General features: G+C 62.6%; 21 protein-coding genes. 11 read left to right on the top strand and 10 right to left on the bottom strand.

Annotated features, from left to right (window positions below; genetic code table 11):
• Positions 1–624: a hypothetical protein gene (locus tag P9217_RS22270; RefSeq protein WP_245322431.1), complete on the bottom strand. Its 624-nt coding sequence runs from the start codon at positions 622–624 to the stop codon at positions 1–3.
• On the bottom strand, positions 611–1,771 hold the full coding sequence (locus P9217_RS22265) for a hypothetical protein (RefSeq protein ID WP_245466622.1): 1,161 nt from the start codon (positions 1,769–1,771) through the stop codon (positions 611–613). Before P9217_RS22265 ends, P9217_RS22270 begins: the two co-directional genes overlap by 14 nt.
• 373 nt (positions 1,772–2,144) lie before the next feature.
• Here P9217_RS22265 and P9217_RS22260 point away from each other — a divergent pair, with 373 nt between their 5' ends.
• The 4 genes from P9217_RS22260 (at position 2,145) to P9217_RS22245 (ending at position 9,756) form a co-directional block, all read left to right on the top strand.
• Positions 2,145–2,477 carry a hypothetical protein gene (locus P9217_RS22260; protein WP_278088309.1) on the top strand — a complete coding sequence of 111 codons (333 nt, stop codon included), beginning with the start codon at positions 2,145–2,147 and terminating at the stop codon, positions 2,475–2,477.
• Between the two features lie 347 nt (positions 2,478–2,824).
• Positions 2,825–6,418, top strand: coding sequence for a DUF5801 repeats-in-toxin domain-containing protein (locus P9217_RS22255; protein WP_278087529.1), 3,594 nt, complete (start codon positions 2,825–2,827; stop codon positions 6,416–6,418).
• Between the two features lie 77 nt (positions 6,419–6,495).
• Positions 6,496–8,241, top strand: a complete 1,746-nt coding sequence (locus P9217_RS22250; protein WP_278087617.1) for a type I secretion system permease/ATPase — start codon at positions 6,496–6,498, stop codon at positions 8,239–8,241.
• A gap of 147 nt (positions 8,242–8,388) precedes the next feature.
• Complete coding sequence (locus P9217_RS22245; RefSeq protein WP_245322429.1) at positions 8,389–9,756, top strand: HlyD family type I secretion periplasmic adaptor subunit; 1,368 nt, start codon at positions 8,389–8,391, stop codon at positions 9,754–9,756.
• A gap of 89 nt (positions 9,757–9,845) precedes the next feature.
• Here P9217_RS22245 and P9217_RS22240 read toward each other — a convergent pair whose 3' ends face one another.
• Complete coding sequence (locus tag P9217_RS22240) at positions 9,846–10,148, bottom strand: DUF982 domain-containing protein (protein WP_067319945.1); 303 nt, start codon at positions 10,146–10,148, stop codon at positions 9,846–9,848.
• A 295-nt stretch (positions 10,149–10,443) separates the two neighbouring features.
• Between P9217_RS22240 and P9217_RS22235 the strand changes: the two genes are divergently transcribed.
• Complete coding sequence (locus tag P9217_RS22235) at positions 10,444–11,901, top strand: NCS1 family nucleobase:cation symporter-1 (RefSeq protein ID WP_278087528.1); 1,458 nt, start codon at positions 10,444–10,446, stop codon at positions 11,899–11,901.
• A gap of 300 nt (positions 11,902–12,201) precedes the next feature.
• Here the strand turns inward: P9217_RS22235 and P9217_RS22230 are convergent, their stop codons facing one another.
• A complete protein-coding gene (locus P9217_RS22230; protein ID WP_278087527.1) occupies positions 12,202–12,513 on the bottom strand; it encodes a hypothetical protein in 312 nt (103 codons plus the stop codon).
• Positions 12,514–12,857: 344 nt separating this feature from the next.
• On the opposite strand from P9217_RS22230, the gene P9217_RS22225 reads away from it, so the two are divergent.
• On the top strand, positions 12,858–14,111 hold the full coding sequence (locus tag P9217_RS22225; RefSeq protein ID WP_278087526.1) for a serine hydrolase domain-containing protein: 1,254 nt from the start codon (positions 12,858–12,860) through the stop codon (positions 14,109–14,111).
• A gap of 118 nt (positions 14,112–14,229) precedes the next feature.
• On the opposite strand, the gene P9217_RS22220 is transcribed toward P9217_RS22225, so the two are convergent.
• The 6 genes from P9217_RS22220 to tpiA form a co-directional block, all read right to left on the bottom strand.
• Complete coding sequence (locus P9217_RS22220) at positions 14,230–14,394, bottom strand: hypothetical protein (protein ID WP_278087525.1); 165 nt, start codon at positions 14,392–14,394, stop codon at positions 14,230–14,232.
• A 288-nt stretch (positions 14,395–14,682) separates the two neighbouring features.
• Positions 14,683–15,222, bottom strand: coding sequence for a DUF1697 domain-containing protein (locus P9217_RS22215; RefSeq protein ID WP_278087524.1), 540 nt, complete (start codon positions 15,220–15,222; stop codon positions 14,683–14,685).
• Positions 15,223–15,239: 17 nt separating this feature from the next.
• On the bottom strand, positions 15,240–16,877 hold the full coding sequence (locus P9217_RS22210; RefSeq protein WP_082953678.1) for a CTP synthase: 1,638 nt from the start codon (positions 16,875–16,877) through the stop codon (positions 15,240–15,242).
• Positions 16,878–17,126: 249 nt separating this feature from the next.
• Positions 17,127–18,251: a L,D-transpeptidase gene (locus P9217_RS22205; RefSeq protein WP_095800751.1), complete on the bottom strand. Its 1,125-nt coding sequence runs from the start codon at positions 18,249–18,251 to the stop codon at positions 17,127–17,129.
• A gap of 213 nt (positions 18,252–18,464) precedes the next feature.
• Complete coding sequence (secG, locus tag P9217_RS22200; protein WP_095825378.1) at positions 18,465–18,989, bottom strand: preprotein translocase subunit SecG; 525 nt, start codon at positions 18,987–18,989, stop codon at positions 18,465–18,467.
• Positions 18,990–19,150: 161 nt separating this feature from the next.
• Positions 19,151–19,918, bottom strand: a complete 768-nt coding sequence (gene tpiA, locus P9217_RS22195) for a triose-phosphate isomerase (protein ID WP_095825458.1) — start codon at positions 19,916–19,918, stop codon at positions 19,151–19,153.
• A 144-nt stretch (positions 19,919–20,062) separates the two neighbouring features.
• Here tpiA and P9217_RS22190 point away from each other — a divergent pair, with 144 nt between their 5' ends.
• From P9217_RS22190 to glp, 5 genes are read left to right on the top strand one after another with little or no spacing between them, the layout of a single operon-like run.
• Positions 20,063–21,955: a peptidyl-prolyl cis-trans isomerase gene (locus tag P9217_RS22190; protein ID WP_278087523.1), complete on the top strand. Its 1,893-nt coding sequence runs from the start codon at positions 20,063–20,065 to the stop codon at positions 21,953–21,955.
• A complete protein-coding gene (gene trpD, locus P9217_RS22185) occupies positions 21,952–22,962 on the top strand; it encodes an anthranilate phosphoribosyltransferase (RefSeq protein ID WP_067319924.1) in 1,011 nt (336 codons plus the stop codon). The genes P9217_RS22190 and trpD overlap by 4 nt, the downstream gene beginning before the upstream one ends.
• A gap of 1 nt (position 22,963) precedes the next feature.
• On the top strand, positions 22,964–23,779 hold the full coding sequence (gene trpC / locus P9217_RS22180; protein WP_278087616.1) for an indole-3-glycerol phosphate synthase TrpC: 816 nt from the start codon (positions 22,964–22,966) through the stop codon (positions 23,777–23,779).
• A 2-nt stretch (positions 23,780–23,781) separates the two neighbouring features.
• Positions 23,782–24,261: a cyclic pyranopterin monophosphate synthase MoaC gene (gene moaC / locus P9217_RS22175; RefSeq protein ID WP_095825377.1), complete on the top strand. Its 480-nt coding sequence runs from the start codon at positions 23,782–23,784 to the stop codon at positions 24,259–24,261.
• A 1-nt stretch (position 24,262) separates the two neighbouring features.
• Positions 24,263–25,468, top strand: a complete 1,206-nt coding sequence (gene glp, locus P9217_RS22170; protein ID WP_278087522.1) for a gephyrin-like molybdotransferase Glp — start codon at positions 24,263–24,265, stop codon at positions 25,466–25,468.
• Positions 25,469–25,517: the final 49 nt, after the last annotated feature.

Here is a 25,517-nt window from a genome sequence, read left to right as displayed (position 1 = left end):
TCAAAGCGTGTCCAACCGAAAAGATCTCAGCTTGATGGCGCGGTTGTAGATGTTGCTCGCATCGGCGCTTTGCGGAATGCCGTCGGGATACTCGATGGCCATGTCCAGTGTCGCCTTGCCAGCCAGCACGGCGTGCGGAATGACGAAGGACACAGTTGTCGCCACATCGCCCGACAGCGTCCCCCGATACACCTCGGTCCCATTGGCCGACACGACGATCCTCTGCCAGGTCTGCGGCGGGCGAATAACGGCGGCCATTTCCAGCGTTGCCCGAAGCCCGTCGCGGAGCGGCGGCAGGGTAAGGCGCAGGCGAGAGCTCTCGCCCAGCGAATGGGTGCCGTCCGCTACTGGCCCCGACCAGCCGCAGACCATCATGGTGGTTGCTTCCCGGGCGCCGTCGGAGCGGAACGATACGGTCCGGCCTGGCGTGTAGCGCCCCACGGCGTCCCGGTTGAGGCATGTGGTGGTCTTGTCGATGTAATAGGCGCGGTAATCGTCGCTGACATTCGGGCTGAGGGCAAGCGCCAGGATGGCGATCTCGGCTGCCGCAAGTGCGCCCGCCAGCGCGTAGCCGGCACCCAGGATTACCGGCCTGGTCGATTCCGTCAGCTCAGACCAGCGCAAGATAGCCTCCAAGCCAGGCCACGGTCATGAAGTAGCAGGTGAAGAGGAAGACAATCAGCGCAGCGACCAATGTCGCCTTCGAGCCCGACAACAGCACCGCCGTCAGCATCGTCAGCGGCGCGAGGCCGACGACATAGCGGACCATCGAAGCCAGATTCGAGGTCAAAGGCAGGATGATGGCCATGGCGCAGAACAGGGCCGCGCCAATTTGCCTGCGCGCCGCGAGCACCGCCGCCAGCGCCAGTCCCACGATTGCCGTCGACGCGCTCCATTGCGGCGCACTGGGCCACCAACCGGCCCCGGGGTGATAGGACAGCCCCGCCCAGAGGAACAGCAGCGGGTTGCCGGCCACGCGCCCGAACGCGCGCTGGACATGCACGAAGGCAAAGCCGTCCCCGACCGTGACGTAAAGGTAGAGCATGTAGGCGAACAGGCCGGCGGGCGAGATGAGTATGGCGATGATGAGATCCGGCCGGCCGAGCAGCCAGCGTGGGAGGCCGATGGCCGACCCGCCCTTGGCGCGATGCTCCTCAAACATGCGAATGACGATCGCGAACACGGCCAGCACGCCGACGACCCGCGTTGCCGAGAGCAGCGCGCAAGACAACCCCGCGGCGAGATGGTTCGAGCGTTTGAGCGCCAGGAAGAGGCAGGACGTCAAAAGCACGAAGAGCGGCTCGGTGAGGAAGGTGGCAAAATAGAACGAGAACGGGCCGCTCAGCAGGAAGGCGCAATAAAGCACATAGGCCCGCATGTTCCTGTCCATGAGCGGCCATGCCACCAGGCACGAGACATAGCCGCACGCCAGCGATGCCGCCGTCGCAATCGCGATCGTGGAGAAGGGCAGAATCGTGCGGACCGCCGCCACCAGCATCGGATAAAGCGGAAAGAACCCCCAGCGCCCGACATTGCTGCGGCCAGGAATGGGAAAACGCTCATAGCCCTGTTCGGAAATGCCGACATACCAGGAGCAATCCCATTTGCAGAAGGCGCGGGCATAGGCCGCTAGGCTCGGATCCGGCGACACCGATGCGAATGCGGCGTAGCGGATGACAAGACCGCTCAACAAAAACAGCAGCGGCACTGCCGCCACCGCGATCACCGTGAGGCGAATGCCGCTCTTCGCACGCGCCACATCAACTGCCAAATCCGCCTCCAACCGCCCGGATGGCATCCGCGTCGTGCCGGCATCCCTCGCCAACACGCCTCTCGGTCCAACGCTGCATACCTAAAGGGGCGGTGGGATTTTTAGTTCCGCTGCACGATATCCCGGCCGTCATGCATCCGGTGGACAATCTGCCGGTAGCGGCGCGCCGGCGATAGGCCATGGAAACAGTCCGAACATGTATATGGCGTGTGGCACAACCAGCGCCCACCATTCACGATCCGAACGCGCTGCGTAGCGGCCATCGCGTCCAGCACTGCCGCGTACTTAGCCGACGCCGAGGTTTGACTTCCGTCGCAACCGAACGCGTTGTGATCACCGTCGCTTCGACAAGCTTTCGCGGCTCCGAGTTTTATTGCTGCGCAACGGGATGCTCGGAATCCTCGAATCCAAGCAGGCCCGCCTCGCCCTGGATGACGCCGTCGCGACCACACTCGGTGTAGAGCGGCGCGCGGCGCGTCAGCTGACGGTGAAAGGACCGCGCGACCGCCCCCGTCGCAAGCATTGGTTGCAAAGCCTTTTTCAGGTGTTTCCGCTCTACCTTCATCCAGATTCGGTAGATGCTGGCGACAACATTCTTCAAATAGTTGAAAAGAGCAGGGACAAAGGTCCCACACTCGGTTGGACCATTTTTGCTTCACAATTTTTCCAAAAAAGCAACAGTGCGAGTTTAAGTTTCCACAAATAAGAGTAAACTTTTCGTGCTCATGTTCTGAGCGGGAGGCGTTACAGGCAGTCAATAGCCTGTTGAAGAGGGGCGGGTTGAGTATGCCCTTATCATCGATCCTTGGTGCCCGCTGTTGGTGGGTTACCGATGCGCATAGGACGCATCCGCCCAGAATTGCCTGACGGGGCAAGGAGCGGGGAAGCGGCGGTCCCCTCAACACCCTCTACCCCGGGTTAAGCCGATAACTCCAGTTTCGTTCAACGATGACGCGCGGCACCGGCTCCGCTGGTGGATGCGCGCCCATGCGGCCGGCTGCCAGCGTTGGGGCTGATTTCGCGCCTGTCGCATTGAAGCCAGGGAGAGTTTCAATGGCACTCGACATCACTGCTCAAGACATCATCATCGACGAGACCACGGGTCTTCAGGGTGACGACATCAATCCCATCGGCAACAATGACCCCACTTTGGCCTATCTCCTAAGTCGCGACAGTTCGGGCGGACTGACCTCACCGGAGGTCGCCTTCCAATCCAATTTCGTGGTAGCCACGGCGAACGCAGGGGAAACCATCACCTCGGTCGTTCTTACCCAGAATTCCTCAGGAACGCCGTTTTCCACCACCGTTGGCGTCAACAGCGGCATTAGAACGGTGGATGGCAACTATGTTTGGCTGTTCCAGGACCCGACGCATTCAAACGTCGTGATCGGCGTCATCGGCACTTCCAGTGCGGCCACTATGCCCGCCGCGACCGGGGATCTCGCCTTCTCGTTTGGACTGGTCAGCACCAGCGCAACAAACGCAGATTTGTACCTAGTCCAGTATGTGCCGTTGCTCCATCCGGACGCGAACGACCCGAACGACCAGATCGATCTGCTCAACAAGGTGTACGCATCGGTCACCGGCACCACCGTGCTCAATTTCAGCCAGCTCGGCGACGCCCCTCCCGGACACAACAATTGGTATATCCTCGACGCCGACACGGCGAGCACACAGAAAATTCTGGTCACGGCTCACGACGGCACTACGCAGGCTGAAGTCAATGTCAGCACGCAAGGTCTGGGTGTCTCTTCTCAGGACGTGCGCTTCGGCCGTGAACTTCAGATCGACCTGATCAGTGGCGGCACCCAAAGTGCAGGCAAGAACTTTACCAACTCGCCGCTGGCGCCCAACTACACAGGCCACATCGAGAACGTCTCCGGCGCCGGTTTCTCGATTTCGCAGTCCACGCCTACTAACACAGTAGCTGACATCGAGGTCCACGCCTACAACAACGACGACAACGCAAAAGGCGCCGCGTTGCCGGGTGACGACAACGATACCGAGATCAATATCACCGGAGTAACGTTCAAGTTGAATGGCGTCGCCACGACGGCCTCTGCCCTTGGCATCACAGTTGATCTCAACGGCACCGGAATGATCCTCCACAACGTCGGCGAAGGCGTTACGGTTGATTTTACTACGGCGGGCGGCTCGGGCGGAACTTTTGACCGATTCACCATCAAGAATATTGACGGTGAGAAAGATTATTTCGACGTCAAAGAGGTGCATTTCGCTGGGAACGTTGCTAATGCCCACAACGAACAAGTCGGCTCCTTCATCAACTTCAACGACGACGGTCCAAGTATTTCAACGACAGGCACCGAACCGACACTGACTGTCGACGAGACGGTTCTTGGCACCAACGACACCAAGAGCTTCGCGGCGAACTTCAGCTCGGCCTTCGGTGCTGACGGGGCCGGCACGGTGACCTACGCACTCGGCTTTACTGCCGGTTCGACCGGACTTGTCGACACCGCGACCGGGCAAGCGGTCGTCCTCTCGCTGAATGGCGGCGTCATCCAAGGTCGAACCGCCACGAGCAACGACCTCGTGTTCACGGTCTCTGTCGATGCCTCGGGCAACGTCACCCTCGATCAGATCCGCGCGGTGGTCCATCCTACCAGCGACCCGGACGAGAGCACGACTCTGGCCGCCGACAATTTGATCAAACTGACCGCGACGGTTACCGACAAGGACGGCGACCACGCACCGGCCACCCTCGACATCGGCCAGAACCTCAACTTCAAGGACGACGGCCCGAGCATCTCGACGACCGGCACCGAGCCTACGCTCACTGTCGACGACACGGTTCTTACGACTAACGACACGAAGAGCTTTGCGGCGAACTTCAGCACGGCCTTCGGTGCCGACGGCGCAGGCACGGTCACCTACGCACTCGGCTTTACTGCTGGTTCGACCGGCCTTACCGACACCTTAACCGGTCAGGCCGTCGTCCTCTCGCTCAATGGCACTGTGATCGAAGGTCGCACCGCCACGAGCAATGACCTTGTCTTCACGGTCTCTGTTAGCGGCACCGGCAGCGTCACCCTGGATCAACTCCGGGCAGTGGTCCATCCGACCAGCGACCCGGACGAAAGCAAGACACTGGACGCGGATAACCTAGTTACGCTCACCGCGACCATCACCGACAAGGACGGTGATCATACATCGACCACACTCAACATCGGCCAAAACCTCACCTTCAAGGACGACGGCCCGACGATCACGGTGCCGTTCGACGGTGACGCATCCGGGGGTGGAAGCAATGGTACTCACGAGACCTTGGGCAACGCAGTCGGTCAAACGGCATCTGGTGCTTTTGGCTACGACATCGGTTCGGACGGCCGCCCGGCTTCCTACTACGACGCCACGCACTCGGACTTCGTCGACCAGGATGGCGTGCTTCCCGGCATCCAGCTCAGCCTTGATGGCAATCTCACCGGTCTTGTCCCTGGCACGCCGACCCCATTCATCAGCTCGTTCGCGACGCTACAGTCGGAAAGCGCCACCGAAGCTTCGTTCAATTGGCAAATCTCCTACGATAGCGACCCGAACACGGCCGGCAATCAGATGGCCACGGCGGGCGGTACCCTTGTCTTCAACAAGGACAGTGACACCTACACCATCACCTTGAACGACGCGGTGGAGGGCTTCACCAGGGACATCCTGCACACCAGTGAGCTTCTCTCCAAGCAGCCCACGAGCAATACCGGTCACCCGTTGATCGTGGTGGAGAAGCTCTTCGAGGCGGACAGCACACCCGAAACGACCGATCGGGACTTCTTCGTGCAGTTCACGGCGAACTCGGCAACTTCGAGCATCCCCTTAGGTCTCGGCGATGACGACGGCGCGCCGGTTGCTGGTGACAAGGTGTGGAACCCCGGCCAGTTCGTCACCAACAACAACGAAGACTGGGTTTCTGCAACCCAGACCACGAACGGGGTCGCTGGCGACACTATCCAGAAGGGCGAGGCACTGACGCTTCGGTTCTTCGACACCTCACCGGGTATCTCGACCGACAACGGTGCCAATCACGTCCCGACCCAGACGGCTAACGACATGGCCATCAAGTTTGACGGTATCGGCAACGAGGACCTGATGGTCATCGTTAATCTCGTGTCTACTGCCAACCCGGCGCTTACGACGACAAAGGCGATCTACATCTCGAACGCCGACATCTACAAGACGGGTCAGGTACCTTCCGCATACGCCGCCGACTTCCAGCTTGATAACAACGACGGCCTAGTGATCATAGAGCGAAACGACTACAACGGTGCCGGTGAGAACTGGGTGCTCCAAGGCGTCCAGATCATGCAGTCCGGCAACGGTCTGGTCGGGGCCGGTAGTGCGCCGGCCGGTACCAACGCCGCTCTCGGCGGTGCTACCGCGATCGACCTGAATAGCGCGGTCGGCGCGAATGGTGGCAGCCTTTCCGCCCCGTTGGTGATTTGGGACAACGACGTGGCCAAGGTGAACGGTGTGGATACAGCCGTCGCCGACAACGACGTCATCAAAATCGTGGACATCGGCTTCACCACGACGCAGACCACGACGCCGGACGCGCACCTCGACTTCGGCGTCCAAATCGCGGACGCGGACGGCGATATGACCACCGTCCAGCACATACTCGTCGACATCGCCTGACACAGAAGCAGCGGGGGCGGCCAAGTGCTGCCCCCGTTGGAACTCGGCAGTAAGGCATCGAAACGGGGGGTTCCGTGATGCAGCCAAGGCCGCAATTCCAGGAAGTGATGCGTCTGGCGCGCCGCCAGGCGCCGGCCCTTTTCCTCTTCAGCTTGCTAACCAATCTTCTTCTGCTTGCCAGCACCATCTACATGCTGCAGATCTATGACAGGGTGCTGTCGAGCGGCTCGATCGACACGCTGCTGTGGCTCACCCTTGCCGTCATCGGCGCCATTGCCGTCTATGGCCTCTTGGAACATGCCCGCCGGATGATGCTGGGGCATATCAGCCAATGGCTGGACGACCAGCTCAGCGTCCCGGTGATCGAACGCGCCATGGCGGCGCGCCTGGCCGGCAGCAACGTCGAAGCCGGCCTGAAGGACGTTAGCGATCTTCGCAGCTTCATTGCCGGCGACGGCATTCTGACCTTTCTCGACGCGCCATGGACGCCGGTATTCATGGCGTTCATGTGGTTTCTGCATCCGGCATTGGGGGTGCTCGGCCTTGCCGGCGCGGTGCTTCTGTTCTGCTGCGCTCTAGCCAACGATTTCCTCACTCGCCGCAAAAACCAGGAAGCAGCCGCAGGGTTGCGCCGCAGCCAGGCCGCCGTCGGTCAATTTGTCGATGGCGCCGAAACATTGCGCTCGCTCGGCATGTCCGAGCCGGCGCTGTTGCGCTGGGAGCAAAACCAGCAAGCTCTCACAGCTCTGCAGTCCCGCATTTTCCAGCGCACCACCGTCATCGGCAGCCTGTCGCGCTCCCTGCGCCTCGCCCTCCAGGTGGCCGTGCTGGGGCTCGGCGCCTATTTCGTCCTGCACCGCGAACTCACGGGCGGGTCGATGATTGCGGCTTCCATCCTGCTCAGCCGCGCGCTGGCGCCGATCGAACGCTCCATCGGCGCCTGGCGCAGCCTGGTCAACGCTCGGGCCGCGCGCCAGAACCTGATCAAGCTCTTTGCCGCCACCGGGTCGTCGCAGAACGTCGGCGTCACCTTGCCGCGCCCGCAAGGCCGGCTGAAGTTAGAGAACCTGCACTATTACGCGCCGGGAACCCCGCAGGCCCTGCTGAACGCGATAAGCTTCGGTGTCGAGCCCGGCCAGAACTGCGGCGTGATCGGCTCGTCCGGCTCCGGCAAGACCACGCTCTGCCGTCTCATCGTCGGCACGATGCGACCCTCGCTGGGCCATGTCAGGCTGGATGGTGCGGAGGTCTGGAATTGGCCGTCGAACGAGCTCGGCCAGCATATCGGCTACCTGCCGCAACAGGTCCAATTGTTCCCGGGAACAATCGCCGAGAACATCGCGCGCCTGCGCGACGTCGACAGCGAAGCCGTCATCGCCGCGGCCCAGCTCGCCGGCATTCACGAGATGATCTTGCGGCTGCCGAACGGCTATCGGACCGAGGTCGGACCGCACGGCGTCCGGATCTCGCGCGGTCAGCGGCAGCGCATCGCGCTGGCTCGGGCACTGTTCGGCGACCCGCCGCTGATCGTACTCGACGAGCCGAACACCGGCCTCGACGGCGAAGGAGAGGCGGCGCTGTTCAACGTGCTTCAGCAGTTGAAGGAGCGCGGCCGCACGGTCGTTATCGTCAGCCATCAGACCAGTCTTCTGCGCACGGCTGACAACATCGTCCTCCTCCGCGACGGATCGGTCATGATGCTCGGCACGCGCGACGAGGTGCTCGGCGCGCTGGCAGGCCAGCCCAGGCGCATTCCGATGCCGGGGGCCATGCGGGACAAGATTGCCGCCTTCGCGCCGGCAAACCTGAAAGCGGTGGAGTGAGCCATGGACTTCTCGACGCTTCTGAACGGGCTGGCGGACAGCCTGCGTGAGCTGACCGGCACGCTGAGCATCTTGGCCGAGGATCTGACCGCCGCGGCCTCGATTTGGTATGACGGATTGGGTTGGCCGACGCGTATCGCTCTGACTGTGGCCGCCGGCGCGCTCGTCCTGCTCCTGATTTCCCGATTCTTCCGGCGGCGGTCACATGCATTCCAGGCAATCAGTGGCGACCTCAATCAACGGACCCGGCCGGCGCGTATGCTGGGCTATGTTTCATCGATCGTCTTCGTCGGCGGCGTCGCCGTGTGGTCCAGCGTCGCGCTTCTGGCAAGTGCCGTCGTCGCCGATGGCGTCGTCAGCCCCGAAGGCTATCGCAAGACGGTCCAGCACCTTGAAGGCGGCATTATCGGCGCGATTCATGTCAAGGAGGGCGATAAGGTCGGCGTCGGAGAGGTCCTCATCAGCTTGAAGACTACGGAGGCGCAGGGCCGCTACGACGAGTTGCAGGGGCGCTATATCCGCCTGCTGGCAACCGAGGCGCGCCTTGTCGCGGAGCTTGCCGGCCAGAATCGGGTCGCCTTCCCCAAGGAGCTGACCTCGATCGACAGCGAGCTGGGGCGAAACGTGGTCGCCGAAGAGCAGGCGCTGCTCGACAGCCGCCTCGCGACCCGCGACGGGCGCACGCAGATCCTCAACAAGCGCATCGCGCAGATTGAGGAGCAAAGTGCGGGATCAAGAGACGTGATCGCCGCAGAGACCGAGCAACTCAGGCTGATCGACCAGGAGATCGCTTCCGCCCAAGAGCTTTACAAAAAGGGGCTGGAGCGCTTGCCGCGGATATTGGCGCTGCTGCGCTCCCAGGCCGATATCCGCGCCAACCAAGCGTCAAACCGGGCTCAAGTGGCCCGCAACGATCAGCAGATCGGCGAAACCCAGTTCCAACTCCTCAACCTGCGCCAGCAGGACAGTGAGAGCGCCAACGAGGATCTCGCCAAGGTGCGCACCGACCTGGCCGAATTGCGCAGCCAATTGCCCTCGCGCCAGGATGTGCTGGCCAGGACCGACATCGTCGCGCCGATTGCGGGAACGGTGATGAATTTTCGCGTAACGACCGAATCCGGCGTGATCGCCAGCGGCCAGCCGCTTCTCGATATCGTGCCCAACGAGCCCAATCTGGTCATCGATTCACGCATCAAGACCACGGATATCGATGTGGTGCATCCAGACATGCCCGCCCGCGTGGTGTTGACGGCCTATCCGAGCAGGCATCTGCCGCAGATCCACGGTCTGCTCACCTCGGTGTCGGCCGATCGGCTGACGGATGAGAAGACCGGCGAGCCCTATTTCCTCGCCAAGGTCAAGGTCGACGCGGCCGATCTCGAAGAACTGCACGACGTCCGTCTATCGCCCGGCATGCCGGCGGAAGTGATGATTCTGACCGGGGAGCACACTTTGCTCGACTACATGCTGGCCCCGGTGGAAGCCTCCCTCACGCGCTCTTTCAGGGAGAATTGAAACGACGCAACTCGTGCCAGTAAGGACACAACACCACCGGGACGTCGACCTCAGGCCGACGTCTGATGCTGCCGAAGGATTCGAACGTGCTAGCGCCTTAGAGCGTAGACATTGTCCATCGACACGCCGCCCAAAGGCAGCGCCATCTCGTCGTCGAGAATCCGAGTGATGCGGGCAAAGCCGACAAAAGCTTTTCTCGCCTCCTCAGCCGACATCTTGCCAGCCATAGCTGCCGAACAGCAATTCACGGCGCATTGATAAACGGGGCCGCGTCTCCCCGTTGGCCACTTCCGCAGGAACACCATCGCTTCAGAGACGCTGTCGACTTCCTCCAAGGGGTATCCCTGCCCACGCGCGATCCGCACTGGGGTAAAGAAATGCAAGCGATCCATCACTATCCTCCCGGTCGACCGCAAAGCGGCCGAACCCGCATAAACGCATGTCCAGGGGTTTGGTTCCACACAATTTTGGTTGCTGGTCGAAAAAGTTCGGAACCGGACAGGGCGCGATTGGCAAGCCGACTCAAGTAAAGGCGATTCCTGATTTGGCGCGACGAGAAGCGCGATTCTCATTGAATGACTTTAAGGCCAAAGCCGGCAAATGGATTGCTTGTAGGTTCCCCAGCGTCAGGCTTACCCTCACCAGTTAACGCGGGGACGCCGCGTTTTGCAAAAGGGGACAGTTGCAATGACTATACAAGGCGCTTCGCCGGACCTCTACAACGAGGATCTGGCTCCGGCAACAGTCAGGAACTGGGGGCCGTTTTCAATCTTCAACGTCTGGACTTCCGACGTCCACAGCCTCTGGGGCTATTATCTCGCCGCGAGCCTTTTTCTGTTCTGCGGCGGCTTCGTGAACTTCATCATCGCCATCGGCATCGGCTCGCTGATCATCTACTTCCTGATGAACCTTGTCGGCTATGCCGGCGTGAAGACTGGCGTTCCCTACCCCGTGCTTGCGCGCGCCTCCTTCGGCATCTGGGGTGCCAACATTCCGGCGCTGGTGCGCGCCGTCGTCGCCTGCTTCTGGTATGGCGCCCAGACGGCCGCCGCGTCGGGCGCAATCGTCGCGCTGCTGACGCGGCTGCAGTGGTTCGACGAATTCAACCGGACCTCGCATCTGCTCGGCCATTCCACCCTGGAGGTGATCTGCTTCGTCGTCATATGGGCGCTGCAGCTTTTGATCATCCAGAAGGGTATGGAAACGGTGCGGCGCTTCCAGGACTGGGCCGGACCCGCCGTTTGGGTGATGATGCTGATCCTGGCGATCTATCTCTGCGTCAAGTCGGGCACCTTCGCCTTCACCAGCGATATTCCGATGGACGTGCTGCTCGACAAGACCAAGGGTGCCGGCGTGCCAGGCGAGCCGGGTTCGTGGACCGCGCTGTTCGCGGTGGCGGCAATCTGGGTAACCTACTTTTCGGCGCTCTACCTCAACTTCTGCGACTTCGCCCGCTACGCGCCCAACAACGCGGCGCTGCGCAAGGGCAACATCTGGGGCCTGCCGGTCAACCTGATCCTGTTCTCGCTGGTCGCCGGCGTCACCACGATCGCCGCCTACGACGTCTATCACGAGGTGCTGCTCCACCCCGACCAGATCTCGGCCAAATTCGACAGCTGGTTCCTGGCGGCGCTTGCCGCGCTGACCTTCGCGGTGGCGACCCTGGGCATCAACGTCGTGGCGAACTTCGTCTCGCCGGCCTTCGACTTCTCCAACGTCTTCCCGCGTCAGATCGACTTCAAGAAGGGCGGCTATATCGCGGCGCTGATCGCGCTGGTGCTCTATCCGTTTGCGCCGTGGGAAGGCAGCGCTGCCTCCTTCGTCAACATCATCGGCGCGACGATGGGGCCGATCTTCGGCGTGATGATGGTCGACTATTATCTGATCCGTAAGGGCGAGGTCGACGTCAACGCGCTCTACCGCGAAGATGGCGAGTTTCGCTTCCAGGGCGGCTGGCACGTCAACGCCTTCATCGCCGCCGGCATCGGCGCGATCTTCTCCTCGATCCTGCCCAACTTCACCAACTGGCTGCCGTCCTGGTGGGGCGTCTATGGCTGGTTCTTCGGGGTCGCGATCGCGGGCGCCGTCTACTATGTGCTGCGCACAATGGCGCTCGGCGCCGGCGCACGCATGGCCAAGGCTTGACACAGTCGGGGCGGCGAAAGCCGCCCCATTTGCTTCGTCTCACTTGCCCACCATCTCGGGCCAGCCAATGCGGGGTCCTTGCGCTCGAAAAAGTTGCAGGGCAGTTCGAGCTCGGGCTCAATGATGTAGATGGTAGGATCCATTTCTTCAGGAGACACGACGACCACGTCCTGGCCTGTTGCGTCTATATAGCCGTCCGTAACAGCAAAGCCCGCCATAAGCTGGTCGTCCGTGAGAGGATACCAGGAACCGAATTCGTGAGAGTAAGACGCGATAGCCATCCTTGCCAAAATCGCGCTGTTATATAGATCGACCTCGTAGTCCCCAGTGCGGGCCAAACAGTCCATCAACATCGGAAGAGTAAAATCCTTTGTCCTCGAGCACGCATTGAAGGAGCGCGACCCTGCGATCAGGAACCTGGCTTTTGGTCAATTGAAACACCGGATCCTGCGATTCGCCGGCTGCCCGCCGAACACCGGCAAAGGCGACGAGAAACGGCAGGGTTGAGCTTGCGAGCACGTGCCTTCGTGTCACCGGAAAGGTGGAAGTCTCCGATACTTTCGCAAGAATTCCCGCTTGTCGCTTCTGACCAAGATTTTCGAAGTCGAACATCGCCATTCTCCAAGCCGCCGAGCACCATTTGCTGGCACTAACGCCGTGCTTAGCTAGGCGAGTTCTGCCAAAGCGCTCCACGCCCAGCGATACACCTTGGCTCCAGACCTCATCTTATCGTATCTTTGCCTCGGAACGTAGCTTATGCGGAGGGGCGCAAGTTGGAGAGGCGAGTTCCCGTCCGGGTTGAGAATGTTCGTTTAGACGAACTTGCGCTCGCCAACCAACGCCGGCGCTGTGCGCTTCCCCGCCAAGAGCTCCAAAACGCCCTGCGCCCGACTTTTCGATCCTTAATTGCTCACCATGATGTTCGTCCGACCTTTTTCTAAATGTGGAGAATGGCAATGGAAGAGAATGGGGTTCGTCTGATCGTCCGCTGCATCGGTTCCGTCGCCCTGTTTGCTTTTTCCTCCCAAAACGCATTCGCAACCGATAGCGCACGATGCGTTGCGAACATCGAAAAAGTGATTGCCGATGGGTCGGTTCCGGCGAAGGCAACGCCGCTGCCCTCGGAGCTCAGCGCGAAGCTTGACGCTGCGGTTCGATCCGCGCTGCCCAAGACGGCGGCACCAGGTGTCATCGTCGGCGTGGTGACACCTTCCGGAACATGGAAGGCGGCGTATGGCAAGGCCGACCCTTCCGCCGGCACACCCATGGCTGTGGGGATGCACACGCGCATAGGTTCAGTTACCAAGACATTCACCGGCACGGCGATCATGCAGCTGGCCGAAGCTGGGAAGCTGTCGCTTGACGACGAGATCCAGAAATACGTGCCCGGCATCCCCAATGGCGATCGGATCACGCTCCGCCAGCTCGCCGATATGACCAGCGGCATTGCGAGCTATACCCAAAGTGCAAAATTCCAAGATGTCTTGTTCTACAAGCCTCAAACGATCTTCACGCCCAAGGAGCTGGTTGCCATCGGCGTGGCAGAATCGCCCCTCTTCGAGCCCGGAGCCTCGTTCAACTATTCGAACACCAACACTATCCTGCTCGGCATGGTCATGGAGCAGGTTACTGGAAAGACCGTCGGCGAGGTTTTCAAGGAGCAGATCTTTGATCCGCTGAAGCTCAAGAATACGTCCTGGCCGGGCGACTCGGTGGATTTGCCGGTGCCCTATGCTCAGGGCTTTACCCTGCAGGGGGATTTTGCCAAGCCGGATGCACCAAGCAACGCGACGAACTGGAACCCATCCTGGGGATGGACTGCAGGGGAACTGATTTCCAATATCGACGATTTGCTGGTTTATGCTCGGGCACTGGGCACCGGGAACGGCTTGCTGGGGGCAGCTGCGCAGAAGGAGCGGCTGACCTTCCCGGGCGCGGCCGGCTACGGGATCGGCGTCGGTTGCATCGGCGGCTGGGTGGGCCATACGGGCGAACTGCCAGGCTACAACACGACCTTGTTTTACAAGGCAGGTGCGGACATCGCCGCCGTGGTCCAGACCAACAGCGACATTGCTTCCGGCGATTGCAAGGCGGAGCCGACGCTGACCGACGATCCACGCGACACGGTCTGCTCTTCGCCTGCAACGCGTGTATTTGTTGCGGTTTCAGAGGCTCTTGGCCAGCCGTATACGCCGCCCAACCCCCACTGAATGCCCGATGAGAGCCGAGACGGCTCGACAATTTTGCAGCGGCTCACCCGTTGTGAGCCGCTCCGTCTCCTCGTTTGAAGCACGGCGGAACTCTGTGTCGGGCTTTCCCGGCATCGCTCTAATATGAACCGATGAGTTGGAACAGGAATCGCGTGCCGGTATCGGCCAGCTCTTGGCTGTGTTGGAACGGTATTGCGACTATCGCCCTTGCATTGAGGTGTTGTCCGAAAGAAGCTGCCATCCCTACCCCGGCCGAGCCCAGTTCTTCTTCGGTGTAGTCCACGCCCGTGTCGTGCTAGGCGCTTGTAAGCCTGGCTGAGATTTACTTACAAACTCACGATGCCCCCTGACATGTAGACTTGAGCAAACCTTATCAAATCTCCCGTTTTGCCAGGTTCTCGAAACGAAAATCATCTCCAGATTGCGTGCAGGTGTTTCTCAGCGGCCTTTCATCGGAACGGTCGCCTGCCTCAGATTTCGGTGAACGATCGAGGAATCGGATTCGCCCTGCTCCGGCGCGGAGGGTTGAGACTTGAGTAGTCGGGGCGGCGAAAGCCACCCTTATTTCAACCTATTTGGCGACCATCTCGGACAGTCTGCGCACCGTGTTCCAGTTGCGCGATGTGCCGATCCCCATGCGCTTGTGGTTTGCTGCGGCGAGCAGCCGCGAGCTTGGCCGCTCGCGCGAAAAGACGACCCAAATATCGCCGTCGACCGACAGCACCTTCTCGTCCGCGGCGGCATAGGCTGTAAGAGCCGCTGCGGCTTCTTCAGGCGCCGGCCGGCGCATCACCCGCACCGCGACCTGATCGCCGGCTTTTGCCGATTCGTCCGGGAACGGATTGGCGGCAGCAAGCTTCAGCCAGTCTTCTGCGCCGCGCACGATGATATCGACATGGCGGCCGAAAGTCTCTTCGAAGGCCTTTTCCAGCCGCCGTTCGAGACCGGAAACGCTGGCCGTCCGCGCCTCGAAGACCAGATTACCCGTGGCGACCAGCGTGCGGACGTTTTTCAGCCCGATGGCTTCGGCCATCGCCTTGAGCTCGGACATGACAACGCGCCGCCCCTCGCCCAGGATGATGCTGTAGAGCAGCGCGACGAAAGTTCGCATGGTCGCCGGCCGATCGTTCAGACCAGCCGCGACTGCTCCACCGCCGCTTCGATGAAGCTTGCGAACAGCGGGTGCGGCTCGAGCGGGCGGCTCTTCAGTTCAGGGTGGTACTGCACGCCGATGAACCAGGGATGGTCGGGATATTCCACCGTCTCCGGCAGCACCCCGTCTGGCGACATGCCGGCAAAGACCAGGCCACAATCCTCAAGCCGCTGCTTGTAGTCGATGTTCACCTCGTAGCGGTGCCGGTGGCGCTCGGAGATCTGCGTGTCGCCGTAGATCTCGGCGATCTTCGACCCCTTGGCGAGGTCGGCTTGATAAGCGCCGAGGCGCATGGTGCCGCCGAGATCGCCGGTAGCCCTGCGCTTCTCCAGCATGTTGCCCTTCAGCCATTCCGTCATCAGGCCGACGACCGGCTCCTCGGTCGGGCCGAATTCGGTGGAAGAGGCATGCTCGACGCCGGCGAGCGACCGCGCAGCCTCGATGCAGGCCATCTGCATGCCGAAGCAGATGCCGAAGTAAGGCACCTTGCGCTCGCGCGCGAACTTCGCGGCCAGGATCTTGCCCTCGGAGCCGCGCTCGCCGAAACCGCCGGGAACGAGAATGCCGTGCACCTTCTCCAACCACGGCGTCGGGTCTTCCTTCTCGAAGATCTCGCTCTCGATCCAGTCGAGCTTGACCTTGACGCGGTTGGCAAGCCCGCCATGCGACAGCGCCTCGATCAGCGATTTGTAGGCGTCCTTGAGGCCGGTGTATTTGCCGACGACGGCAATCGTCACCTCGCCTTCCGGATTGTGGATGCGGCTGGAGAGCGCCTGCCACGGCTCCATCCGCGGCTTCGGCGCCGGATCGATGCCGAAGGCTGCAAGCACCTCGGAATCCAGCCCTTCCTTGTGATACGCCATCGGCACGTCGTAGATGTGCGGCACGTCGAGCGCCTGGATGACGGCGCTCTCGCGCACATTGCAGAACAGCGAAAGCTTGCGGCGCTCTTCCTTGGGGATCGGCCGGTCGGCGCGCACCAGAAGGATGTCGGGCGCGATGCCGATGCCGCGCAATTCCTTGACAGAATGCTGCGTCGGCTTGGTCTTCAATTCGCCGGCGGTAGGGATGTACGGCATCAGGGTGAGATGCACATAGACCGCGTTGTTGCGCGGCAGGTCGTTGCCGAGCTGGCGAATCGCCTCTAGGAACGGCATCGCCTCGATGTCGCCGACAGTGCCGCCGATCTCGCACAGCACAAAGTCGTAATCGTCATTGCCTTCAAGGACGAAATGCTTGATCTCGTCGGTGACGTGCGGGATCACCTGCACGGTCGCGCCGAGATAGTCGCCACGCCGCTCGCGCTCGATGATGTTCTTGTAGATGCGGCCGGTGGTGATGTTGTCCTGCTGGTTGGCCGAGCGGCCGGTAAAACGCTCATAATGGCCGAGATCGAGATCGGTCTCGGCGCCGTCGTCGGTCACGAACACTTCGCCATGCTGATACGGCGACATCGTTCCGGGGTCGACATTGAGGTAGGGATCGAGCTTCTTGATCCGCGCGCGATAGCCACGCGCCTGCAGAAGAGCCCCAAGAGCTGCTGCAGCGATGCCTTTTCCGAGTGAGGAAACCACGCCGCCTGTGATGAATACATATCGCGCCATGGGAGTCATCGCTTAACGCGGCCTGATTGATTCCGCCAGAGAAAAAACCGCCGCGAAGGCTTTTTCCCAGATGGCGCTGTGTCCGGACGGGCATTTCTCTGAAGCATGCCGCCCAAAACTGTGCAGTGGTTTTGGGAGAACGGCAGGCATCAGAACAGAAACTCGAAAGCGCGGCACCAGCGTCTTTCAACGCGACGCGCTTTGATCAAAGAAAAAGGGCCGGTGGTGCCGGCCCTTTCGGCAGTTTGCTTCAACGCGTTAGATAATAACGACCTTGGTGCCGATCTTGACGCGGCTGTAGAGATCCATGACGTGCTCGTTGATCATGCGGAAGCAGCCGTTGGAAGCGCTGGTTCCTATCGACTGCGGTGCAATGGTGCCGTGGATGCGCAGATGCGTGTCCTTCTTGCCGTCATAGAGGTAGATGGCGCGCGCGCCGAGCGGGTTTTCTCCGCCACCGGGCATGCCGTCCTTGTACTGGCCATAGTGCTTCGGCTCGCGCTTCTGCATGTCGAGCGTCGGGATCCAGCGCGGCCATTCCTGCTTGTCGCCGACGGCCACCGTCCCCTTGAACTGAAGTCCTTCACGGCCGACTGCGATGGCGTAGCGGCGCGCGGTGGAAAACGATTCGACGAGGTAGAGACGGCGAGCAGTCGTGTCGATGACGATCGTCCCGGGCTCATAGCCGGTGAAGGCGACGTCCTGCGGCACGAACTCCGGCTTCACCTTGAACGGCCTCTTGGCATCCTTCTTGGCGAGCGCCGAATCAAGCGCGCGGGTCTCCGGCAGATAGTTGATCGAGGTCACCGAGGAACCGCCGAACAGGCCGGCGAACAGGCCGCCGCTGCTCGCCCGCTTCTGGCCGGGTTGTTCGCTTCGCAACTCACCGTTGTTGCCGGTGGCCGTGATGTTCATCGCCTCGGCCGGGATCGGCTCCTCGGCCTGGAGCGAGGCGATCGGCGCCACGGGCGTGAGCGGTTCGATGATCTTGACGGTCTTCTTCCCGGGCTTCGCATCAGCCACTTCGGCCGGCGCGGCCGAACCCTTCTTGGAGAGCCATTCCTGACGCGCCGCATCCGCCTTGGCCTTGGCCGCCTCACGCATCGCCAGCTTGCGGGCTTCGAGCGCCTTTTGCTTGGCCGCTTCCTTGTCGGCAGCGATCTTGGCCTCGAGCTTTTCTATCTGCGCGAGGTCGTCCGGAGTCGGGTTTTTCTTCTTCTTGAGAAGCCTCAGCTGCGATGCGTCGCTCTTGGCGGCGACGGGAATTGCGTCGGTCTTCTCTACCGACGGCGAAGCGGCCAGATTTGCCGGTGAGGCAAAGGCCGCGGAGCCCATGCCGAATACGGCACAGAATCCCAAAAGGATGAAGCTGCGAAGCTGCATGGCGAAGATCCGATTTTCTATGCTAGTTGCCCAACGGCGTCGCCCGGCGCCCCCCAAGGACGCCGAAAAGTGCCGCGCGCAATCTATAATCGATTAGCCAGCGCGCCCTCAAGCTGAGCGACGCGCTACATTTGGTTGAATCTTCGTGATCGAGCGGCATTTGCCGCGACTGTGTTCAAAGAACAACAGATCGCGGCAGCAATGCTTGTCCGGCTACTGGTTCGGAACCTGCGGGGTGACAGGCAAGGTAACGCCGTTCGCGGCCGGCGGCGTGGTCGGATTCGCGGGCGCCGGTGTTGCGGGAGCAGTGGCCGGGGCCGTGGTGGTGCCGCCATTCGACAGCGGCGTCGTGGTTGTCGTTCCGCCCGACGGGGCGGCCGGCGCGGTGCCGCCAGCCGGCGCCGCCGGCTGCGAGCTGCCCACCGGACCGGTGGCGCCCGGCAATTGGTTGAGCACACCCTTGCCGGCATTGCCCGAGGTCGAAGCCGGTGCCCTGTCGAGGATGTCGATCGGCTTCTCGCCGTAGCGGGCAAGGATGGAGAGCGCGAGCGAGGTCACGAAGAAAGCCGCGGCCAGGATCGCAGTCGCGCGGGTAAGCGCGTTGGCTGCGCCCCGCGCCGTCATGAAACCGGAACCGCCACCAATGCCGAGACCGCCGCCTTCGGAGCGCTGCAGCAGCACCACGCCGACAAGGGCGAGCACGACCATAAGATGAACGACGATCAGTACCGTTTCCATAATTTATCCTGGCGAGGCCTTGCGCGGCCGCGCATACGACCGGTGATTTGGAGGCGGCTCCTTACAATGCTTTGGCGGCATTTCCAAGCCCGTGGCCGGGAATATGGGGAGCAATGCGGCCATTGCAACGATTTGGGCCGCGCCCCTGCCGCCGTCTGCGGCTATGACATGTGCATATAGGCTTCGGCAATGGCGAGGAAGTCGGCCGCCTTCAGGCTTGCGCCGCCGACCAGGGCGCCATCGACATTCTCGACGCCAAGCAGCTCCACCGCATTGGACGGCTTGACCGAACCGCCATAGAGGATGCGCATCCTGGCCGCGGCATCGCCGAGCAGCGCCGTCAGCTTGCCACGGATATGGGCATGCGCCTCGGCGACGTCGGCGGCCGTCGGCGTCAGGCCGGTGCCGATGGCCCAGACCGGCTCGTATGCGATGATGGTGTTGGCGGCGGTGGCGCTCGCCGGCACCGAACCGTCGAGCTGGCGCGACAGGACATCGAGCGTCGCGCCGGATTCACGCTCGGCGCGCGTCTCGCCGATGCAGATGAGGGCCACCAGCCCTGCCCGCCAGGCGGCCGAAGCCTTGGCGTTGACGATCGCATCATCGTCGCCGCATTGCTCGCGCCGCTCGGAGTGGCCGACGATGACATGGCTTGCGCCGGCATCCTTCAGCATCTCGGCCGAAATCTCACCCGTATAGGCGCCGCTCTCCTTGGGATGGCAATCCTCGCCGCCGGCGCGAACCGGTGTCCGCGAAAGGATCTCTGCGGCCTGGTGAAGCAAGGTGGCCGGAACGCAGACCAGGGCTTCCGTCTCCGCATCAAGGCCGCTCATGAAGCCGTTGCCGATCATCCTCAACTCGTTGAGCGAGGCCCTGGTGCCGTTCATTTTCCAGTTGCCGGCAACGAGCGGACGGATTCCAGGGGTCATGGCGTCGAGTTCTCCAGGCAACATAAGGCAGCGCCCTCACTACCAAAATCGGGCCACAAAGCAATCGACAGTGGGCCGGAAGGACGCTATTGCGCTTGTTTCAGAGTCGGCGCATGCGAAAATGCGCAAAGATCGGAAGTGGGCATGCTTGGTATTTTGAGAAGCGCGGCGGGCACCTGGGTCGCGAAAGCTTTGCTGTCCTTGCTGGTGGTGAGCTTTGCCGTCTGGGGTATTTCCGGGCGCCTGTCGGGAAGCTTGGCTGGCCATCATTCGGTGATTACCGCCGGCGGCACCACGGTTTCGATCAACGAATACCGCCTCGCCTACGATCGCCAGATCAACCTGCTGTCGCAGCAATATGGCCAGCGCATCACGCATGAACAGGCTAAGCTGCTCGGCCTCGACAACCAGGTCCTGGCGCAGCTCGTCTCCGGCGCCGTTCTCGACGAGCAGGCTCGCAAGCTCGGGCTTGGCCTTTCCAAGGACCGGCTGGCCGAGCTGACGCGCGAGGATCCGGCCTTCAAGGGTCCAGGCGGCCAGTTCGACCGCAGGACCTTCGAATATCTGCTGAGCCAGATCGGCATGCGACCCGAGGACTATTTGAAGAACCGCTCGCAGGTGGCGGTCCGCCAACAGATCGTCGAGGCGATTTCCGACGGCCTCAAGGCGCCGCAGACCTTCCTGAAGGCGGTCGCGCTCTATCGCGGAGAGGACCGCACGATCGACTATCTCGTCCTGCCGAAGACACTCGTCCAGCTGATCGAGGCGCCGTCCGACAGCGCGCTGAAAACCTATTTCGAAGCCAACAAGAAGAACTACGCCGCGCCGGAATACCGCAAATTCTCCTATATCCGGCTTGAGCCGCAGGACATCATGGACCCGACGGCGGTCACCGATCAGCAGGTCGCTGACGACTACAACAAGAACAAGGCGCGCTATACGACGCCCGAAATGCGCACCATCGAACAGCTGGTGTTCAAGACGCCGGACGCGGCCAAGGCGGCATTTGACTCCCTGAAGGCCGGCGCCACCTTCGACAAGATCGTCACCGCAGAGGGCAAGACGCAGGCCGACACCGTGCTCGGCACGCTGGCAAAGGACAAGATCGCCGACAAGGCGGTGGCCGACGCAGCCTTCTCGCTCAACGTCAACGAGGTCAGCCCGGTGGTTCAGGGCGCCTTCGGCCCGGTGCTCTTGCGCGTCACCGAGATCAAGCCGCAGGTGGTGAAGCCGCTTTCGGAAGTGTCCGACCAGATCCGCAAGGATCTTGCGCTCGGCGAGGCAAGCCGCGTCCTGCTCGACGTCCACGACAGCTACGAGGACACCCGCGCTTCCGGTGCCTCGCTTGCCCAGGCGGCCGACAAGCTAAAGCTCAAGGTCGTCACCATCGACGCCATCGACCGCACCGGCCAGCGGCCGGACGGCACGATCGTCAACGACCTGCCGCAATCGGCGGACCTCATCAAGGCCGTCTTCGAGGCCGAGCCGAACACCGAGAATGAAGGCCTGACCACTGCCGCCAACGGCTTCGTTTTCTATGAAGTCCAGTCGATCACGCCGGCGCGCGACCGCACGCTGGACGAGGTTCGCCAGAAGGTGGTGGCCGACTGGACCGCGGCCGAGACCGACAAGCGGCTCACCGCCAAGGCCGGGGAGTTGGAAAAGCGCCTCAAGGCCGGTGCGACGCTCGACGTGATCGCGGGCGAGCTTAAGCTCGAGAAGCAGACCAAGCGCGGCCTGAAGCGCGAAGCCGACGATGCCGATTTCGGCAAGGAGGGCGCGGCGGCCATGTTCGGCGTCGGCGAAGGCAGCACGGGCCTGATCCCCTCGCCCACCGGCGACGGTCAGATCCTGTTCAAGGTTGCCGAAGTCTTCGAACCTGCCGGTGCCGATGGCAGCTCTGTCCCGGAAGACGCGCAGAAATCTTTCAGCGCCGGCATATCCGACGACCTGCTCGATCAGCTGGTGGCGCAGCTGCAGTCGCAATATGACGTTCGTATCGATCCGGCCGCCGTTTCCCAAGCACAGACACGATGAGCGCGCTTAAGACATATATCGCCAAGGTCGCGACCGGCACCGCGCTCTCCTTCGAGGAAGCGCGCGAGGCCTTCGACATCATCATGTCGGGCGACGCGACGCCGGGGCAGATCGGTGGCTTCCTGATGGCGTTGCGCGTGCGCGGCGAAGCCGTGAGCGAGATCTCCGGCGCGGTCGCCACGATGCGCGCCAAGATGCTCCGCGTCGAAGCCCCGCGCGGCGCCATCGACATCGTCGGCACCGGCGGCGACAATTCGCACTCGGTGAACATTTCGACCGGATCGGCATTCGTCATCGCCGCCGCGGGTGTTCCGGTGGCCAAGCACGGCAATCGCGGCCTGTCCTCGCTGACCGGCGCGGCGGATGTGCTGATGGCCCTCGGCGTCAAGGTCGACATCGCACCGGAGACGATCGGCCGCTGCATCCAGGAGGCCGGCGTCGGCTTCATGTTCGCGCCAGCGCATCATCCGGCGATGAAGCATGTCGGTCCTGTCCGGGGCGAGCTCGGCACGCGCACCATCTTCAATCTGCTCGGGCCGCTGTCGAATCCAGCCGGCGTCGGCCGGCAGATGGTTGGCGTCTTCCTGCCCGAATGGATCATGCCGGTGGCTGAGACGCTGAAGGCGCTGGGTACCGATCATGCCTGGATCGTGCACGGCGACGGTTATGACGAGATCACCACCACGGGCGAGACGCAGGTCGCAGAGCTCGCCGGCGGCGAGATCCGCACCTTTACCCTCACTCCGGAAGCGGTCGGACTGAAGCGGCATAACAAAGAGGATCTGCGCGGCGGCGAAGCGGCCTACAATGCCAAGGCATTGCGCGATATGCTGGGCGGCGCTGCCGGCGCTTATCGCGACACCGTGCTGATGAATGCCGGCGCCGGGCTGGTGGTGGCCGGCAAGGCGACGACGCTCGGCGATGGCATCGAGGCAGCAGCGCAGGCCATCGACAGCGGCCGGGCGCTCGCGGTGCTCGACAAGCTCATCGAGATTTCGAACGGTTAGAATTTTGTCCGATATCCTGCGCAAGATAGAAGCCTACAAGCGCGATGAGATCGCCGCCGCAAAGCTCAGCGCGCCGCTTGCCGAGGTCAAGGCGAAGGCCAAGGATGCGGAACCCCCGCGCAGCTTCCTTGCGGCGCTTGAGGCCAAGCGGAAGGCCGGCGGCTTCGCGCTGATTGCGGAGATCAAGAAGGCCAGCCCTTCCAGGGGCTTGATCCGCGCCGACTTCGACCCGCCGGCGCTCGCCAGGGCCTATCAGCAAGGCGGTGCTGCCTGTCTTTCGGTGCTGACCGACGCACCGTCCTTCCAGGGCGCGCCCGGCTTTCTGACCGCAGCGCGCGCCGCCGTTGGCCTGCCCGCCCTGCGCAAGGATTTCCTCTTCGACCCGTATCAGGTTCATGAAGCCCGCGCCTGGGGCGCGGACGCGATCCTCATCATCATGGCGAGCGTCGACGACGCCTTGGCCAGTGAATTGGAAGTCACGGCCTTCGATCTCGGCATGGACGCGCTGGTCGAGGTGCATGACGAACAGGAGATGGAACGCGCGCTTCGCCTCTCGTCGCGGCTGATCGGCATCAACAACCGCGATTTGAGAACCTTCGAAACCAGCCTCCACGTTTCCGAGAGGCTTGCCGCCATGGTCCCGGACGACCGGCTGCTGGTCAGCGAGAGCGGCATCTTCACCCATCAGGACTGCCGCCGGCTGGAAAAGAGCAAGATCGGCACCTTCCTCGTTGGCGAAAGCCTGATGCGGCAGGCCGACGTGGCCGCCGCGACCGCCCTTCTGCTGACGGGCAAGGCGCCGGCCGAGGCCGTTTGAGGATGCCCGCGCTTACGCATCTCGGCGCCAAGGGCGAAGCCAACATGGTCGATGTCGGCGGCAAGGCCGAGACGACGCGCACGGCCATCGCCGAAGGGTATGTCACCATGCAGCCGGAAACGCTGGAGATGATCCTGGCCGGCGACGCCAAGAAAGGCGACGTGCTTGGCACGGCGCGCCTCGCCGGCATCATGGCGGCCAAGAAGACGCATGAGCTCATCCCGCTTTGCCATCCCCTCCTTCTCACCAAGGTTGCCGTCGAGATCGAGCCCGATCGCGCGCTTCCCGGCCTGAGGGTCACCGCGCTTGCCAGGGTTACCGGCAAGACCGGGGTCGAAATGGAGGCGCTGACCGCGGCGTCGGTTGCCTGCCTCACCATCTACGACATGGCCAAGGCAGCGGACCGCGCCATGGCGATTTCCGGCATCAGGCTGGTCGAGAAAACCGGCGGCAAGTCGGGCGACTACAAGGTAGGTCCTTAGCATGGCTTTGCTTCCGGTCGCCGAGGCGCTCCAACGCCTGTTGGACGGCGCGACCGCGCTGCCAGGCGAAAGCGTGCCGCTGGCCGACGCGTCCGGCCGGGTGCTGGCCGACCCCGTGGTGGCTCTGCGCACCCAGCCGCCCTTCAATGCGTCGGCGATGGACGGCTATGCCGTGCGGGCCGCCGACGTAGCCTCGGCGCCGGCGCGGCTCTCCGTGATCGGCATGGCGCCCGCCGGGCGTGGCTTCACCGGCTCTGTCGGCAAGGGCGAGGCCGTGCGCATCTTCACCGGCGCGCCGCTCCCCGAAGGCGCCGATACCATCGTTATCCAGGAGAATGTCCGCGATCTCGGCGGCGGCGGCATCGAAGTGACCGAGCCGACCGTGGAGGGACGAAACGTCCGTCGCCGCGGCCTCGACTTCTGCGCGGGCGACCTGCTCCTCGAAAAAGGCCGCCAGCTCGATCCGGCGGCGCTTTCGCTGGCGGCATCGGCCAACCATCCGAGTCTCAACGTGGTGCGGCAGCCGCTGCTCGCCATCATCGCCACCGGCGATGAATTGCTGCCGCCGGGCAGCGCGCTCGGCCCCGACCAGATCATCTCGTCGAATGCCTGTGGCGTCACAGCTACGGCCCAGTCGGTCGGCGCGCGCGCGCTCGACCTCGGCATTGCCGCCGACCGCAAGGACGCGATCGCGGCCCTGGTCAAGAAGGCGGTCAAGGCCGGCGCCGACGTCATCGTCACGCTTGGCGGCGCCTCCGTCGGCGACCACGACTTGATCCATGACGTGCTGACCGGCGAAGGCATGCAGCTCGACTTCTGGAAGATCGCCATGCGTCCCGGCAAGCCGCTGATGTTTGGCCGGCTCGGCGACATTCGCTGCATCGGCCTGCCCGGCAATCCGGTCGCAAGCCTGGTCTGCTCGCAGCTGTTCCTGAAGCCGCTTCTGGCGCGGCTGGGCGGCCGGTCCTGCCGTCAGGAAATCCGCACGGCCCGGTTAGGCGTCGCAATGCACGCCAACGATCTCAGGCAGGACTATGTGCGCGCCGTGGTCCGCGAAGATGCGGGGGGGTTGATCGCAACACCGTTCGGCACCCAGGATTCCTCGATGTTGAGGATGCTCGCCGATGCCAATGGCCTGATCGTGCGCCAACCCTTCGCACCGGCGGCTGAAGCCGGCGAGGAATGCACCGTTCTGATGTTACGCTGAACAAAACGTCAACACATTCACTAAACTTTAAACGGTTGCGGAACACAAC

The sequence above is a fragment of the Mesorhizobium sp. WSM4989 genome, assembly GCF_029625795.1.
Lineage (GTDB): Bacteria > Pseudomonadota > Alphaproteobacteria > Rhizobiales > Rhizobiaceae > Mesorhizobium.
The sequence above is the reverse complement of the archived record's forward strand: the minus strand, read 5'-3'. Positions and strand labels throughout refer to the sequence as shown.

Coding starts and splice junctions, on each gene's coding strand:
- P9217_RS22250 (WP_278087617.1), top strand. CDS start 6,496: ATGCAGCCAAGGCCGCAATTCCAGGAAGTGATGCGTCTGGCGCGCCGC.
- P9217_RS22240 (WP_067319945.1), bottom strand. CDS start 10,148: ATGGATCGCTTGCATTTCTTTACCCCAGTGCGGATCGCGCGTGGGCAG.
- P9217_RS22190 (WP_278087523.1), top strand. CDS start 20,063: ATGCTTGGTATTTTGAGAAGCGCGGCGGGCACCTGGGTCGCGAAAGCT.
- secG (WP_095825378.1), bottom strand. CDS start 18,989: ATGGAAACGGTACTGATCGTCGTTCATCTTATGGTCGTGCTCGCCCTT.
- P9217_RS22210 (WP_082953678.1), bottom strand. CDS start 16,877: ATGACTCCCATGGCGCGATATGTATTCATCACAGGCGGCGTGGTTTCC.
- P9217_RS22205 (WP_095800751.1), bottom strand. CDS start 18,251: ATGCAGCTTCGCAGCTTCATCCTTTTGGGATTCTGTGCCGTATTCGGC.
- P9217_RS22225 (WP_278087526.1), top strand. CDS start 12,858: ATGGAAGAGAATGGGGTTCGTCTGATCGTCCGCTGCATCGGTTCCGTC.
- glp (WP_278087522.1), top strand. CDS start 24,263: ATGGCTTTGCTTCCGGTCGCCGAGGCGCTCCAACGCCTGTTGGACGGC.
- P9217_RS22215 (WP_278087524.1), bottom strand. CDS start 15,222: ATGCGAACTTTCGTCGCGCTGCTCTACAGCATCATCCTGGGCGAGGGG.
- P9217_RS22230 (WP_278087527.1), bottom strand. CDS start 12,513: ATGTTCGACTTCGAAAATCTTGGTCAGAAGCGACAAGCGGGAATTCTT.
- tpiA (WP_095825458.1), bottom strand. CDS start 19,918: ATGACCCCTGGAATCCGTCCGCTCGTTGCCGGCAACTGGAAAATGAAC.
- trpD (WP_067319924.1), top strand. CDS start 21,952: ATGAGCGCGCTTAAGACATATATCGCCAAGGTCGCGACCGGCACCGCG.
- P9217_RS22235 (WP_278087528.1), top strand. CDS start 10,444: ATGACTATACAAGGCGCTTCGCCGGACCTCTACAACGAGGATCTGGCT.
- moaC (WP_095825377.1), top strand. CDS start 23,782: ATGCCCGCGCTTACGCATCTCGGCGCCAAGGGCGAAGCCAACATGGTC.
- P9217_RS22255 (WP_278087529.1), top strand. CDS start 2,825: ATGGCACTCGACATCACTGCTCAAGACATCATCATCGACGAGACCACG.